The organism is Halorubrum rarum, from assembly GCF_048380895.1.
Taxonomy (GTDB): Archaea; Halobacteriota; Halobacteria; order Halobacteriales; family Haloferacaceae; genus Halorubrum.
This window is the reverse complement of the sequence record NZ_JBLWMN010000001.1, coordinates 337344-351991: the sequence shown is the minus strand read 5'-3', so window position 1 is coordinate 351991 and position 14648 is coordinate 337344. Positions and strand designations below refer to the sequence as shown.

At 68.1% G+C, this 14648-nt stretch carries 11 protein-coding genes; 3 read left to right on the top strand and 8 right to left on the bottom strand.

What is annotated here, in order from left to right:
* Window positions 1-115 precede the first annotated feature (115 nt).
* The 3 genes from ACNSN7_RS01715 to pepF form a co-directional block, all read right to left on the bottom strand.
* On the bottom strand, window positions 116-1234 hold the full coding sequence (locus ACNSN7_RS01715; RefSeq protein ID WP_418280181.1) for an aminopeptidase: 1119 nt from the start codon (window positions 1232-1234) through the stop codon (window positions 116-118).
* A gap of 22 nt (window positions 1235-1256) precedes the next feature.
* Window positions 1257-1739 (bottom strand): peroxiredoxin, encoded by a 483-nt coding sequence (locus tag ACNSN7_RS01710; protein WP_418280180.1) that lies wholly within the window; start codon window positions 1737-1739, stop codon window positions 1257-1259.
* 93 nt (window positions 1740-1832) lie between these two features.
* Window positions 1833-3632, bottom strand: a complete 1800-nt coding sequence (pepF, locus tag ACNSN7_RS01705; RefSeq protein ID WP_418280177.1) for an oligoendopeptidase F — start codon at window positions 3630-3632, stop codon at window positions 1833-1835.
* Between the two features lie 90 nt (window positions 3633-3722).
* Between pepF and ACNSN7_RS01700 the strand changes: the two genes are divergently transcribed.
* Complete coding sequence (locus ACNSN7_RS01700; protein ID WP_418280176.1) at window positions 3723-4760, top strand: NAD(P)/FAD-dependent oxidoreductase; 1038 nt, start codon at window positions 3723-3725, stop codon at window positions 4758-4760.
* Window positions 4761-4787: 27 nt separating this feature from the next.
* Here ACNSN7_RS01700 and rimI read toward each other — a convergent pair whose 3' ends face one another.
* The 3 genes from rimI to ACNSN7_RS01685 all read right to left on the bottom strand — a co-directional run bounded on the left by rimI (window position 4788) and on the right by ACNSN7_RS01685 (window position 7847).
* A complete protein-coding gene (gene rimI, locus ACNSN7_RS01695; protein ID WP_418280175.1) occupies window positions 4788-5261 on the bottom strand; it encodes a ribosomal protein S18-alanine N-acetyltransferase in 474 nt (157 codons plus the stop codon).
* Window positions 5262-5365: 104 nt separating this feature from the next.
* On the bottom strand, window positions 5366-5746 hold the full coding sequence (locus tag ACNSN7_RS01690) for a hypothetical protein (RefSeq protein WP_418280174.1): 381 nt from the start codon (window positions 5744-5746) through the stop codon (window positions 5366-5368).
* A gap of 115 nt (window positions 5747-5861) precedes the next feature.
* On the bottom strand, window positions 5862-7847 hold the full coding sequence (locus tag ACNSN7_RS01685; protein ID WP_418280173.1) for an aconitate hydratase: 1986 nt from the start codon (window positions 7845-7847) through the stop codon (window positions 5862-5864).
* 214 nt (window positions 7848-8061) lie between these two features.
* Here ACNSN7_RS01685 and ACNSN7_RS01680 point away from each other — a divergent pair, with 214 nt between their 5' ends.
* A complete protein-coding gene (locus ACNSN7_RS01680; protein ID WP_418280171.1) occupies window positions 8062-8577 on the top strand; it encodes a deoxyuridine 5'-triphosphate nucleotidohydrolase in 516 nt (171 codons plus the stop codon).
* A 373-nt stretch (window positions 8578-8950) separates the two neighbouring features.
* On the opposite strand, the gene ACNSN7_RS01675 is transcribed toward ACNSN7_RS01680, so the two are convergent.
* On the bottom strand, window positions 8951-10315 hold the full coding sequence (locus ACNSN7_RS01675; RefSeq protein WP_418280169.1) for an LLM class flavin-dependent oxidoreductase: 1365 nt from the start codon (window positions 10313-10315) through the stop codon (window positions 8951-8953).
* 242 nt (window positions 10316-10557) lie between these two features.
* Window positions 10558-13881: a BGTF surface domain-containing protein gene (locus ACNSN7_RS01670; RefSeq protein ID WP_418280167.1), complete on the bottom strand. Its 3324-nt coding sequence runs from the start codon at window positions 13879-13881 to the stop codon at window positions 10558-10560.
* A gap of 239 nt (window positions 13882-14120) precedes the next feature.
* Between ACNSN7_RS01670 and ACNSN7_RS01665 the strand changes: the two genes are divergently transcribed.
* Entirely contained in the window at window positions 14121-14591 is a 471-nt protein-coding gene (locus ACNSN7_RS01665) for a zinc-ribbon domain-containing protein (protein WP_418280165.1), read from the top strand.
* Window positions 14592-14648: the final 57 nt, after the last annotated feature.

Sequence of the window (14648 nt, the reverse complement as noted above, 5' to 3'; positions counted from 1 at the left end):
CATCGACGTTCCTGTTTGACACGGGAACTGGTGCGTTCGCACCGCAAGAACACGTAACGTCGTAAACCACAATATCCCAACGTGGGAATCCTCGCCCTTCAGGGCGGGGAGGATGTCAAGCGAATCCGTCCTCCCACCGGAAACGGCCGTCCCGCTGGACGACCTCACCGTCGACCTCCAACCGGGAGTTCCGGCTCACGTCCGTGATCAGGTCGACGTGGACCGCACTGTCGTTACCGGTCGCGCCCTGGGGCAGGCAGGCGTCGTACGCGCGACCGACCGCCATGTGGACGGTGTCGCCCATCTTCTCGTCGAAGAGGATCGAGTCGGTGAAGCGGTCGATCCCGCGGTTCATCCCGATCCCCAGCTCCCCGAGTCGGCGCGCGCCGGGGTCGGTGTCGAGGACGCTCGCGAGGGCGTCCTCACCGGTCTCGGCCGCGAAATCGACGACCTCGCCGTTCTCGAAGACGAGGCGGACGTTCCTGACGCGCGTCGCCTCGATCGTCATCGGCACGTCGAAGAACGCCTCGCCCTCGGTGTCGTACGGAGCGGTGAACACCTCGCCGGAGGGGAGGTTATGGGAGTCGTACGCGACCGACGCCGCGGAGTTGACCGCGGTTCGCCCCGCGATCGACATCGAAATGTCGGTGTCGGGAGCGTCGTCGCGCTCGGTGACGAGTCGGACCTCGTTGCCCGCGTCGAGGATCCGCTTCATCTCGGCCATCTCCTCGGCCAGCGTCTCCCAGTCGCGGAGGATCGCGTCGTACGCGAACTCCTGGTACTCCTCGTAGGCCATTCCCGCCTGCTGGGCGAGCGAGCGGGTCGGATGGACCGTCGACACCCAGTCCGTCCCCATTCGAGCCTCCCGGACCCCCTGTCTGGCCGTCGCGTACGCCTGCCGAACCGGGGCTGGCACGTCCGCGGTCGCGGTGGTGTTTCGGCCCCCACCGAGCCGGAGGTAGACGTCCGCCGCCTCGAAGACCGCGAGATCGACGGCCGGGTCGCTCTCGAAGTCGCCGTCGCGGGACTCGCTGCCTTTCAGGTAGGCTCGAGAGACCTCCTCGGAGTCGTACAGCGTCGTGACGTTCGCGCCGCGCTCGCCGAGCGCCGCCGCGACCGCAACCGCCAGATCGTGTGCGTCCTCCGCGACGCTCACGACGACGTCGTCGCCCGCCGCCACCCGCGCGCTCCAGTCGACGAGCACCTCGGCGTGCTCGCGTACTCGTTCGTCCATACGGGATGTTTCGGCGGTCCAGTTAAAAAGTCGCGTCCGACGCGGACCGGTCCTCGAGGTCGGCGAGGATCGCCCTCGCGTGTCCCTCGGGCGAGACGCCCTCGTACGCGAGCACGACGGTCCCGTCCGGATCGAGCACGTAGGTGTTTCGGAAGACGCCGTCGAAGACGTTCCCGAACATGCGCTTTTCGCCGTAGGAGTCGTAGTCGCTCGCGACCGCGCCGTCGGGATCCGAGAGGAGGTCGAACGGAAGATCGTGCTCCTCGGCGAACGGGGTCAGATCGGCGACGGGGTCGTCGCTGACGCCGACGACGGTCACGCCGGCGTCCGCAAACGCGTCCCACTCGTCGCGAAACCCACAGGCCTCCGTCGTACACCCCGGCGTATCCGCCCGTGGATAGAAGTAAACGACCGTGTAGTCGGCGTCCGGGTCTGGAACACGGATGGGGTCGTCGTGTTGATTCCGCAGCGTGAACGCGGGCGCGTCCGTCCCTGCTTCGAGCATGGATCCCACTTCGGGGCGAGCGGACAATAGTCGGTTCGGTCCGGCCGGACGACACGTCCACACGGACACCGTCCGCCGACCGATCCGTCTCGGCTACGCCAACTCCAACAGCCCCGCGACCGCATCGAGGTAGTCGTCGTAGATCCCGACGGCGGACTCGATCGGGTCCGGCGACGCCATGTCGATACCTGCCAGTTCGACGACGTCGAGGGGGTAGTCGGAGCCGCCAGCCCGAAGCATCTCGCGGTAGTCCGCCGCGGCCGGCTCCCCCTCGTCGAGAACGCGATCGACGATCGCCGCGGCCGCGGAGATACCGGTCGCGTACTGGTAGACGTAGAAGTCGTAGTAGAAGTGCGGGATGCGCTCCCACTCGCGTTCGATGCCGCCCGTCAGTTCGGCCGGCTCGTAGTACGCTCCCTTGCGGTCCGCGTACAGTGAATCGAACGTATCGGGCGTGAGCGCCTCGTCGTCCTCGACGCGCTCGTGGATCGTCCGCTCGAACGACGCGAACATCGTCTGGCGAAAGAGGGTAGAGCGGAACCGTTCGAGGTACTCGTCGAGCACGTGCGTCCGCAGTTCGTCGTCCTCGACGGTCTTCAGTAGGTGGTGGGTGAGGAGCGTCTCGTTGACCGTGGAGGCGATCTCCGCAATGAAGATGTCGTAGCTCGCGTCGTGCCACGGCTGGGCGTCGCCCGCGAGCTCCGAGTGCATCGAGTGCCCGAGTTCGTGAGCCAGCGTGTACAGCGACGCGATGTCGTCCTGATAGTTCATCATGATGAACGGTTGGGTGTCGTACGTGCCCGAGGAGAACGCGCCGGAGCGCTTGCCGCGGTTCTCGTACACGTCGACCCATCGACTCCGTACCCCCTCCGCCATCCGCTCCTGATACGCCTCCCCGAGCGGTTCGACCGCCTCGATGATCCATTCGACGGCCTGATCGTACTCGATGTCCGGTCCCTGCTCGCCGGTCAGCGACATGTACAGGTCGTGGCTTTCCAGCCGATCGACGCCGAGCGCCCGCCGTTTCAGCTCGGCGTGGCGATGGAGCACGTCGAGGTTGTCCTCGACCGTGTCGACGAGCGTGTCGTACACCTCGACCGGAACGTTCGCGCCGTCGAGCGCGGCCTCGCGGGCCGTGTCGTAGTTCCGGATCCCCGCGCTGACGACGTGCTCGCGAACCGCCTTTTCGAGCGACGTCCCGACCGTGTTCCGCACGGACTCCCACTCGTCGTAGAAGGTCTCGTGGACGCGTCGACGGAACGCCCGGTCCGGGTTCGTCTGGAGCTTGGTGAAGTTCGACTGCGTGATCTCAACCGTCTCGCCGTCGGGGTCCTCGACGACGCCGTAGGTGAGGTCGGCGTTCGTCAGCATCGAGTAGATCTCGCTCGGTGCGGACGTGACCTCCGACAGCTCCGCGAGCACCTCCTCGACCTCCGCCGAGCGGGTGTGGGGTTTGGTTCGCAACACGTCGTCGAAGTAGTGTTCGTACTCCGCGAGCGCGGGCTCGGCGTCGATAAACGCCGCGACTGCCTCCGCCGTGAGCGACTGCAGTTCGGGCTCGAGATACGATATCGCACTCGACGCCTCGGACCGGAGCGACGACGCCTTCGCCGACATCGCCTGGTACTCCCCGTTCCGGGTGTCCTCGGCGCTGCGGAGCTGTGCGTACACGCCGACCTCGTCGAGCGCTCGGAACACCGACTCGCGCAGTTCGAGGAGTGCGAGGAGCGTCGCGGCGTCCTCCGTGACGCGACCTTCGTACGCCCGAAGCTCGTCGATCCGCCCCGCGACGTCCTCGTACGCCGACGCCCACGCCTCGTCGCTCTCGAAGACGCTCGCTAGCTCCCACTTGTACTCCTCGTCGATCGCGGACCGCTCGGGGACCGAACTCATGGCGCGACGTTGTCGCCGGGAGCACTAAGGGTTATCACAATCGACCCGGGTCGTCCACCCGGTTAAGTGGGTCCAACGCGAACGAGAGACATGACGGAGATAGGCGTCGTCGGTGCCGGAGCGGCGGCCGCGGCGGCGACGTTCGTGATCGACGACACGGTGCCCGACGCGACCGTGACCGTCCTCGAGAAGTCCGGCGGGGTCTGCGGGCGGGCCGCGACCCGACGAGACGGCGATCTGACGTACGACTACGGTGCGAACTACCTCAAATCCGACGATGAGCGCGTCGTCGAGCTCGTCACCGAGACGCTCGACGCGGCGGGGCTCGATGACGTCACCGAGCCGGTGTACACCTTCGACGCGTCGGGGGCGGTGTCGGCCGGTCGCGACGTCGACGAGCACAAGTGGAGCTACCGGGAGGGCCTCACGACGCTCGCGAAGCGACTGTTCGGGCCGACGGACGCGACCGTCCACCGTCGAACGCGCGTCGAGACGCTCCACCGGGACGGCTCGCGCTGGGTTCTCGAGGACTCGGACGGCGAGACGTGGGGGCCGTTCGACGTCCTCCTCGTGAACCCGCCGGCTCCACAGACCGCGGCCCTGCTCGCGAGCGCCGCGTGGGACTCGCCGGTCCGAGAGCGACTTCGGGCGGCCGCCGAGGCGGTCCCGTACCGGAGCGTCTGGACCGCGGTCCTCCGCTACCCGTTCGAGATCGACGTCCCGTACTACGGGCTCGTGAACGCGGACAAGGAACACGAGGTCGGCTGGATCTCGCGCGAGGAGTGTAAGGCCGGCCACGTTCCCGACGGGGAGTCGCTGCTCGTCGTGCAGGCGTCACACGGGTGGTCACTCGACCGGTACGACGCCGACCCCGCCGAGAACGTGGCGGCGCTCGCCGATCACGCCGCGGCGATCGTCGGCGACGACCGCCTCTCGGAGCCGACGTGGACCGACCATCAGGGATGGCGCTACGCGCTTCCCGAGCGCGGCGTCGACCGGGAGCCGGTCGAGTCGGCGCGCTCGGCGGGGCTCTACGTCCTCGGCGACTGGGTCGCCGGCGAGGGGCGGATCCACGCCGCACTGGCGAACGGACTCGACGTCGGCGAGCGGGTGGCGGATTCGATCTGACCGACACCGACCGTCCGCTCCGCGAGATCAACCCCCCACCGTCCACTCCGCGAGATCGACGACCAGGACCAGCGCGTCCTCGCCGTCCCGGTAGTACCGCGGGAGCCGCCGGATCGGATCGAACCCCTCGTCGGCGTACAGCGACCGTGCGACCTCGTTGTGCTCTCGGACCTCGAGTTTGGCGACCGCCGCCCCCTGCGCACGGAGCGTGGAGAGCGCGGCGCACAACAGGGCTCGACCGATCCCCCGTCCGCGCGAGTCGGGACGGACGGCCAGGTCCTTCAGGTGGCCAATGTCTCGACCGAAGTTCGGCGTCGAGTCGGCGACCGCGTAGCCGACGACCTCGCCGCCGCGATCCGCGACGAGGAAGCCCGGTTCGCCGAGGAACCGATCGAAGGCGTCGTACGGCCACGGGTCCGAGAAGCACGCCGTCTCGATCCGCAGGACTGCGAGCAGGTCAGCGCGCTCGGCCGGCCGGACCGACACCTCGACTGGAGTCACGGGAGCGCTTCGAGGTGCGGACCGATAAACGCGACGGCACGTCCGCTCTGACGCGAAACGGATCACACGATCCCGACGAGGAGTCACACGATCCCGACGAGGAGTCACACGATCCCGACGAGGAGTCGGACGACGAGCAACCCGACCGACAGCGCGACACCGCCGACGACACCCAGCCAGAGTCCGACGCCGACGGCCGAGCGCTCCGAGGCGAACTCGGCCAGTCGGTCGGCCACGCCGTCGGGATCGCGAGCGTAATCGAGCGTCGCCTCGGCACAGTAGTCACACAACACGCGGCGCTCGCGAGGGCGTTCGTGGGTCGCTCGGCAGAACGGCAGACCGTCACAGGAGTACGCCTCCGTGCCGATCCCGACCGGGACGGCGTCGTCCGGCATCACCTCCTCCCCGCAGTTGGCACACGCGACGACCTCGTACTCGACGTCGCCGTGGGGCGTGTGTGCCGATCGGGTGTGTGACTGTGACATGCGAGTCGTTCGTATCAGGGGCGCAGCGCGCAAAAGCCTGCCGTCGACGCTCCCGAGCGACGGTACTCAGCGACCGAAAAAAGAAGTACGAAAACCGAACCGCACGAAGCCGAGGTTAGTCGTCCGCGGGCGCAGCGCCGGAGTCGTCGGAGTGCTGCTGTTTGACCCACGAGAGCTTGCCGCCGGCAGCGAGGATCTCGCGTTCGCGCTCGGAGGCGTCGACGGTGGCGGTGAACTCCCAGTCGTCGTTCACGCGCGCGGTGAATTCCTCCTGACCGGAGCGGATGCCGGCAGGCACGTCGTCGACGATCTCGATGTCGTCGCCCTGGTCGATCCGCTCGTAGGTCTCCGCGTCGATCGCCAGCGGGACGATGCCGAAGTTGAAGAGGTTCGCCTTGTGGATGCGGGCGAAGCTCTGCGCGAAGACGGCCTCGATACCGAGGTACATCGGGCAGAGTGCGGCGTGTTCCCGCGAGGATCCCTGTCCGTAGTTCTCGCCGGCCACGAGGACGCCGCCGTCGGCGTCGAGCGAGCGCTGCGCGAACGTGTCGTCGACGCGCGAGAGCGTGAACTCGGAGAGCTTCTCGATGTTCGAGCGGAACTTCAGGATGTCCGCCGTCGCCGGGATGATGTGGTCGGTGGTGATGTTGTCCTCCATCTTGAGGAGCGTTTCACCGCCGATGTCGGCATCGATCCCGTCCTTCAGCGGCACGTCGCCGATGTTCGGGCCCTTGATGAGGTCGTCGTCGATCGCCTCCTCGGGGCTGATGATGTCGGTGTCGTCTCGCCCCATCCCCGCGGTGTATTTCGTCCCCATCTCCAGGCCGGGGTCCTCCAGGTCGCCGAGTTCGTCCGCGAGGTCGCGGGGGTCGACGATTTCGCCGGTGATGGCGGCCGCCGTGGCGACCTCGGGCGAGCAGAGGTAGACGGAGTCGTCCTCGATACCGGAGCGACCCTCGAAGTTGCGGTTGAACGTCCGCAGCGAGACGGAGTCGGAGGCGGGCACGTGGCCGATGCCGATACAGGCACCACACGTCGCCTCGGAGAAGTTGACGCCGGCCGCCATCATCTCCGCGGTCCAGCCCTCGCGGGCCAGCATCTCGGACGCCTGCTTGGAGCCGGGCGCGACGATCATCTCGGTGTGCTTCGCGATCTCGCGGCCCTCCAGCATCTTGGCGGCCGGGAGGACGTCCTCGTAGGCACCGTTCGTACAGGATCCGACGATGACCTGCTCGACTTGGGTGCCCGCAGCCTCGCTGACGGGGACGACGTTGTCGGGCATCGACGGTGCCGCGATGAGCGGCTCGAGGTCGCCGAGATCGACGGTGATCGTCTCGGCGTACTCCGCGTCGTCGTCCGGCGTCAGGTCGACGAACTCCTCCTCGCGGTCCTGTTTGGCGAGCCACTCTTTGGTCTTCTCGTCGGTGCCGAAGATCGAGGAGGTCGCGCCGAGCTCCGTGCCGAGGTTCGTGATCGTCGTCCGCTCGGGGATCGACAGCGACTCCGCGCCGGAGCCGGTGTACTCGAAGATCTTGCCGACGCCGCCCTTGACGGTCAGTTCGCCGATCAGGTGGAGCGCGATGTCCTTCGCGGTCGCCCACGCGGGGAGCTCGCCCTCGAGCTGGACGTTGACTATCTCGGGCATCTCGACGTAGTACGCGCCGCCGCCCATGGCGACGGAGATGTCGAGCCCGCCCGCGCCGATCGCCAGCTGGCCGAGCCCGCCAGGGGTCGGCGTGTGCGAGTCGGAGCCGAGCAGCGTCTTGCCGGGTGCGGCGAAGTTCTCCTTGTGAACCTGGTGGCAGATCCCGTTGCCGGGCCGGGAGAAGTACGCGCCGTACGTGCCGGCCGCCGAGCGAAGGAAGCGGTGGTCGTCGGTGTTCTTGAAGTCGAACTGATACGTCTGGTGGTCACAGTACTGCGCGGCGAGCTCCGTCTGGACCTCGTCGATTCCGAGCGCCTCGAACTGGAGCCACACCATCGTCCCGGTCGTGTCCTGAGTGAGTACCTGGTCGATGTCGATACCGATCTCCTCTCCGGGGGTCAGCTCACCCTCAAGGAGATGATCGTCGAGTATCTGCTCCGTGATCGTTTGTCCCATATCGTCCGAAGATGGCAACGCCTCGGATATAAATCCCGCGTGTTTTCCGCCATATCGACCGTGTGGGATCGCCGGAATCCAGCAATTCTCGGGGGGAAATTTGCTACGATATCACACACTATGGAATCCGGCATCATCATGAATATATAAGGAGAATAAAGGCCGGTCGAGTCGACGACGACACGGTTTTGTCACGTCCGAGTGACCGCGACGTATGTACGAATCGGGGGCGTACGTGGCCGCCGCACTGGAGGCCGCGGGAGCGGAGCTCGACGGCGACCAGCGGCAGCCGAACGGGGTCGACCTCACGGTCGACTCGATGTTCGAACCGATCGAGCCGGGCAGGATCGGACGGGACGGGAAACGCGTCGGCGAGCGACGGGAGCTGTCGCCGTCGGGACCGCCGAACACGAACGCCAGCGACGGAGCCGACCGCACCGCCGGCGTCTACCGCCTCGATCCGGGCGCGTACGTGGTCCGGTACGGCGAACCGGTCAGGATCCCGGAGGGTCACGTCGGGTTCGTCTACCCGCGCTCGACGCTGCTGCGCAACGCCGCAATGCTCAACACCGCCGTGTGGGACGCCGGCTACGAGGGCGTCGGCGAGGGGCTCCTCCGGGTCGGACACGAGATCGAGATCGAACCCGGTGCACGGATCGCACAGCTCGTGCTCGCCCGTGCGGACCACGACGGGACCTACGACGGGTCCTACCAGGCGGAGAATCTCTAGTACGGGACCTACCAGGCGGAGAATCTCTCGTCGACGGGATCGAGAACCGCGAGTCGACAGGATCGAGAACCGCGAGTCGACGAGACCGACGACGGGTCGTCCCGACCGAAACCGCGGCTCGACGACCGAACGCACCGCTAGCGGTATCACGTCGAAAGGACGAACGGCGGCCCGTGCCGGGAAAAGATGGCACGGGCGTGCCGTTCGATAGGTCCCCGCTGACGCTTCGGCCCTCCAAGCGAAGCGTCACCTGAAGCAAACGCCGGATCACACTTAAGGATGCCGGGGGCGGCAGAGCTGTCGTACTAATAGAACAATATATATTAACAATAGCCCCGCAGTCACGTGTTTCACCGAGGACGTGTTCGTATTTTTATCTCTTTGCCGGGTGGTCGTCGCGGAGCCCGGTTTGGCCCTCGCCGAGCAGTCGTTCACGGAGGGTGGATCCCCGTGGTTCCGCGTCGGCGTCGGGGACGAGCCCGCGCTCGCGAAGCTCGGGGACCACGAGGTCGACGAAGTCGGTCAGCGAGTCGGGACGGACGACCTCTTTTATATTGAATCCGTGGACGCCGACCTCCTCGTGCCAGTACTGGAGTTCGTCGGCGACCTCCTCGGGCGTCCCGACGATCGTCGGCGACGTGGTTCCGAGCCCGCAGAACTCCGCGACCTCGCGGACGGTCCACTCGCGGTCGGGCTGTGACTTCGTGAACGCGTTCATCGTGCCTTGGATCGCGTCCGTCTCGATGTGTTCGACCTTCCGGTCGGGGTCGAGCGCGGACAGGTCCATGTCGAGGAAGCCGGACAGCAGCGCGAGCGTCGCCTCGACGTCGACGTGGTCCGTGTAGCTGTCGTATTTCGCTTGCGCGATCGCCTCCGTCTCCCCGACGACGGGAACGACGCCGATGAAGAACGTGAGGCTCGCCGGGTCACGGCCGTATTCGGCCGCCCGCGCTTTCACGTCCTGCATGTACTCGCGGACGCCCGCCTCGGTCGGCTGACTGGCGAAGACGGCCTCGGCGTTGGCGGCCGCGAACTCCCGGCCGCGGTCCGACGAGCCGGCCTGATACACGACGGGGGTGCGCTGTGGCGACGGCTCGCAGCCGTGCGGCCCCGGCACGGAGAAGTGGTCGCCCTCGTGGTCGATCGCGGTTACCTTTTCAGGGTCCGTGTACCGGCCCGTCTCGCGGTCGATCTCGACGGCGTCGTCCGCCCAGGAGTCCTCCCACAGCGCGTAACAGACGTCGAGGAACTCGTCGGCGCGGTCGTACCGCGTCTCCTTGTCCATCCGCTCGTCGAGCCCGAGGTTCGCGGCCGCGGACTCCAGGTAGGAGGTGACGACGTTGATCGCGATCCGGCCGTCGGTGAGGTGGTCCAGCGTCGAGAACTCCCGTGCGAGCTGGTACGGATGGGTGTACGTCGTCGAGCGCGTGACGGCGAAGCCGAGGTCGTCGGTGACCTCCGCCATCGCGGGGACGACGAGCTGCGGATCGTTGGCGGGCGTCTGGACCGCCTTCTCGACGGCGACCCCGCGGTCGTCGCCGTACACGTCGTAGACCCCGCGCACGTCCGCGAAGAAGACGGCGTCGAACCCGCCGCGCTCCGCGGTCCGTGCGACCTCCGTCCAGTACGATCGGTCCGTGTACCGAGGCGACTGGTCGCCGGGATACGTCCACGACCCCGGCGAGACGTGCTCGACGGAGTTCATCGTAAAGAGGTTGAGATGCATGCGATCGGACATGGACCCAGCTACGGGTTCCGCGGGTAATACTCCCCAGATAGTGGCCGCTCTTGTGGCTACCACCGTGGAACTCGGGGATCCCGTCCCGGACCGCGGCAAGCTTCGCGGCGGCCGAGACGAGCCACCCGGGCGCGACCGAGACGAGCCACCCGGGCGCGACCGAGACGAGCCACCCGGGCGCGACCGAGACGAGCCACCCGGGCGCGACCGAGACAAGCCACCCGGGTACGATCGACGGACGCTCACACCCAGTGTCCGAGAACGTACGTCGCACCGACGATGGTCGTGCCGCCGAGTACCTCGCGCGTCCCGATCCCGAGCGGTATCAGGGTCGCGGCGGCGTCCTCGTCGCCACCGTCGTCGCCGTCCCCCGCATCGTCGTCACCGTCGTCGCCGTCCCCCGTATCGTCGGCCCCTCCATCGGCGGCATCGTCCGCCACCGGTTCGTCGACCGCTACCGCATCGGCGGCGTCGTCGGCCGCCCCGCCGTCGACCCCGTCGGCCCCGTCGGCCCCGTCGGGTTCGGCGTCATCCGCGAGATCCGTCCCGCCGTCGCTCTCCTCGACGATCAGCGTTCCGTCGGTTTCGTCGCCCTCCACGCCGAGCGTAAACGGGTACTCGCCCGGCTCGAGATCGACGGTCGCGTCGTCGAAGCCGACGGTTTCGGACCGGTCAGGCCGGAGTCTGACCCGCTCGTCGGCGCGGATCGATCCGCCGTCGACGGCCAGTTCCAGCCGATCGACGCCGCGGATGTCGCCCTCGTTTCGCACCGACGCCGTGAGGTTCTCGAGCGTCCCTCCCTCGACCACCGTGACCGTCTCGGAGGCGTTCTCGATGACGAACGAGAACGGATCGTCGGGATCCGTGACGACGACGACCGACCGCCGGTCGTACAGTCCCTCGGAGTCGTACAGCTCGAAGATCACCCGCTGGCCGGGCTCGACGGCGGAGAAGTCGGCGTCGATCGAGAAGTGACCGTCGTCGTCGATGCCGACGTCGGTGCTCGACACGGTCGGCGTCGGCCCGGCGTCGGAGATCAGCTCCGCTTGGAGCTCCGTCGACGGGAGCATCGTCGTGTTCCCCGAGATGGTCGCGCCGTCGTCGTTCTCGACGAGGAGGTCGCCGTCCGCCGTGGTCCGGTCGTACTCCAGCCTCTCCTCGCGGATCCGAAACGTCGCCGTGGCGTTGACGCCGCCCTCGTCGTGGGCCCAGTACGGGAACTGCTGGTCGATCCGGTCGTCGCCGACCGACTCGGCCTCGAACGGGCCGGGAGGCCCCGACCCCGACCGGTCGAATCGGAAGCGCTCGCCTTCGTCGCCCTCGAGCGCGAACTCGACTTCGAACTCGTCGCCCGGCGAGAGCTCGTCGGTGAAGGCGTCCCCCCGCGTGTCGACGACGAGATACACCGCCCCCATCGTCGGGCCGTCCCCGAGATCGCTCAGGTCCTCCGGATCGTCGAAGCGGAGGTACGCGTCGCCCGTCGAGGCGCTCGCGAGGTCCAGTTCGGTCCGCCGCTCGTTCCGTCCGGGGTTCGTCTGCCGGACCGACAGCGAGACGCCTTCGTCGGCGGCGAGGAGGTCGTCGAGGAGCACGGCGTTCGCCTCGCGGTCCTCGTAGACCGTCTCCTCGTCGGAGAGGTGCGCGAGCGCCCCCCAGATCCCGCTCGCTTCCAGCCCGAAGACGATCCGGTCGCCCTCGGTGACGTTCGTGCGTTCCAGACCGCCGTCGAGCAGATCGCCGACCGACTCCTCCCCGCTCGCGGAGCCGCTCGGGACGTCGTGGATCTCGATCGACTCGCGGAACTCGGGCGCGGTCAACAGGAGGTTCGATCCGGCGAACCGACGCTCGGGTTGGACGACGCCGTCGTCGCGAACCACGATCGCGTCCCCGTTCCCGACGACGAGCCCGTATCGAAGCGGGATCAGTGGCCCGGCGATCCGGCCGGTTCCGGCCGCGCTCCGGAACCCGGAGAGGTCGTCCGCGATCTCGTTCCCGTCCTCGTCTTCGAACCCGAGGTCCGAGAACGTCTCCGTGTCCGCGGCGTGCGTCTCCGGCCCGTACTCGTGGGCGTAGCTGACGACGGTACCGTCGCTGGCGTACACCTCGTCCGTGTCGGCGTCGGTGCCGATCAGTCGGGTGTTTATCGTTATCGTCGGGTTCCCCTCGACGTACAGCACGTCGAGGTAGCCGGACGAGACGTCCGGGTCGCTCTGTCGGTCCCCGCCGACGATCACGTATCCCTCGTCGGCCTCCCCCAGGTCCGCCGAGATCGTCACGAGGTCGCCGGCCGTCGAGGTGTAGATCTCCTGGCCGAACGAGCCGCCGAGCGACGCCTCCTCGACGGTGACGCTCGCCGCGTCGGTCGCGTCCGTATCGAGCGCCCGGGCCTCGACGTCGTACGTCGTCCGGGTGACGTCCGCGAACGTGACCGTCCCGGCGTTCTCCCCGCCGTCGACGAGGGCGATCCGGTCGTTCGCGTCGTCGACGTCGGGGTCGTACAGCGCGACCTCGAAGCCGGACGGACCGACCGTCGTCGTCGCGGAGTCGAGGTCGTCAGGGTCCGCGTCACGGGCGACCCCGTCCGCGGACTCGCCGCCGGTGAATATCCGGAACAGTTCCGCGGCGTCGAGCGCGCCGCCGGCGGAGACGTCCACCGGGTAGGAGCCAGTTCGCAGGTCGGAGTCGACCGAGAACGACGTCGTCGCACCGTCCCCCGCGTCCGCGACCGTCTCGGCACCGAAGGCCGCGGAGAGCTCGTGGTCGACGAGCTCGAACCCGTCGCCCGCGGTGGGGTCGTCGACGCCGTCCAGGAAGTAGTCGTCGTCGACCGCGAGGTCGGTCGTGTCGATCGCGAACGTCCCGTCGGGTCCGGCCGTCTCGGTCACCACGGGAGCGCTGTCGTCCTCGTCCCCCCGACGAAGCTGGTAGTCCACGCCCGGCTCGAGACCGGCGACGGTGACGGACTGCCCGTCGAAGACCGTTGATCGCGGCCGCCCGTCGACGAGATACGTCGGGTTGACGGTCGTTTCGAACGCGTCTGCGGCCGTCTCGCTCGCCGCCGTGCCGTCCGAGCTCTCGACGACCGCGGTCACGTCGTGCGTGTCGGCGGCCCACGGCTGCGTCAGTTCGACAGTGACCGTCACGTCGACGTCAGCCGACTCGCCGTCGACGTCGACCGGGAAGGTCACCCCGCCGTCCTCGACCGCGGGGTCGCCGTCGAGGTCGCCGCCGTCGACCGTGACGTCGTCGGGGCCGACCGCACCGACGCTTCCGTCGCCGTCGTCGCCGAAGGCGTCGGGGAACGCGACGGTGACCGCTCCGGTCTCGTTCACGCCGGTTGCCGAGAGCTCGACCGTGTGGCTTCCCGTTTCGCCTGCGTCGCTCTCGACCGGATCGACGGTGAGCCCGTCGACCCCGTCGGCGGCCATCGCCGGAGCGGCGACCGCGAGCAGGACCGACAGCCCGGCGGCGAGCAGGACCGCGAGGAGGAGCGAGCCCGCGAGTCGCCGCCGCTGATCGGTGCGGAGGGCGGGTTCGGAGCCGACGGGGGGGCGAGTGCGTGACATCGTGTCCGACGCCGCCGCGGTCCGGCCCGTGCGACCCGAGCCCGGCGGGTGTGTCCGTCGAAAACTGCGCCCGTCCGGGATTAAAACGTGCGCCCCTGATTATCAGCCGAGAGAACGGACGGTGGCGGATCCGCGTCGACCGCGCCTCGCTCCCGCGTCGATCGCATGACTGCGGCCGGGTCCGGCGACGGTTCTCGTTCCGAAGTATTAAGCCCGACCGCGGTGCCGTTTCGATGAGGATGAAGTCGTGTCCCCGCTGTGAGGCGTCGATCGACGAATCGGCCAGGTTCTGTGTCGAGTGCGGTGCGCCACAGACCGAGGCGGCGGCCGAGGAACTCGACGAGTACGTCCAGGAGCAGGCCGAGACGGTGGTTGCGGAGTCGGGGATGTCCGACGGTCAGAACGATGGCGGTGACGGGAACGGTGACGGCGGTTCGAACGTGTTCAGCGCGGCCGCCGAGGAACTGTCCGACCGCGAGCAGCTCTGGCGACGCGGCTGTTACGCCGCCGGCTACGGGACGGTCGTCGTCGCGCTCACGATGGTCCCGGCGATCGAGGCGTGGTTCCTCCTGCTCGGCGGGATCGCGATCCTCCCGCCGATACGCCGGCTGACCGCGGAGCCGCTCGGAAGCCCGCTCAAGCGAGAGGTGATGGCCGGCCTCTACGGCGTGTTCGTGCTGATCGGGATCGTCCTGTTCGCGGTGCTGTGACGCAGTACGTCGATCCGTGATCGTGACGTGGTACGTCGATCCGCGAGTACGTCGGTG

What these genes read in the sequence shown, in the direction of transcription:
- ACNSN7_RS01715 (WP_418280181.1), bottom strand. Translation starts at nt 1,234, where the DNA reads ATGGACGAACGAGTACGCGAGCACGCCGAGGTGCTCGTCGACTGGAGC.
- ACNSN7_RS01710 (WP_418280180.1), bottom strand. Translation starts at nt 1,739, where the DNA reads ATGCTCGAAGCAGGGACGGACGCGCCCGCGTTCACGCTGCGGAATCAA.
- pepF (WP_418280177.1), bottom strand. Translation starts at nt 3,632, where the DNA reads ATGAGTTCGGTCCCCGAGCGGTCCGCGATCGACGAGGAGTACAAGTGG.
- ACNSN7_RS01700 (WP_418280176.1), top strand. Translation starts at nt 3,723, where the DNA reads ATGACGGAGATAGGCGTCGTCGGTGCCGGAGCGGCGGCCGCGGCGGCG.
- ACNSN7_RS01690 (WP_418280174.1), bottom strand. Translation starts at nt 5,746, where the DNA reads ATGTCACAGTCACACACCCGATCGGCACACACGCCCCACGGCGACGTC.
- ACNSN7_RS01685 (WP_418280173.1), bottom strand. Translation starts at nt 7,847, where the DNA reads ATGGGACAAACGATCACGGAGCAGATACTCGACGATCATCTCCTTGAG.
- ACNSN7_RS01680 (WP_418280171.1), top strand. Translation starts at nt 8,062, where the DNA reads ATGTACGAATCGGGGGCGTACGTGGCCGCCGCACTGGAGGCCGCGGGA.
- ACNSN7_RS01675 (WP_418280169.1), bottom strand. Translation starts at nt 10,315, where the DNA reads ATGTCCGATCGCATGCATCTCAACCTCTTTACGATGAACTCCGTCGAG.
- ACNSN7_RS01670 (WP_418280167.1), bottom strand. Translation starts at nt 13,881, where the DNA reads ATGTCACGCACTCGCCCCCCCGTCGGCTCCGAACCCGCCCTCCGCACC.
- ACNSN7_RS01665 (WP_418280165.1), top strand. Translation starts at nt 14,121, where the DNA reads ATGAAGTCGTGTCCCCGCTGTGAGGCGTCGATCGACGAATCGGCCAGG.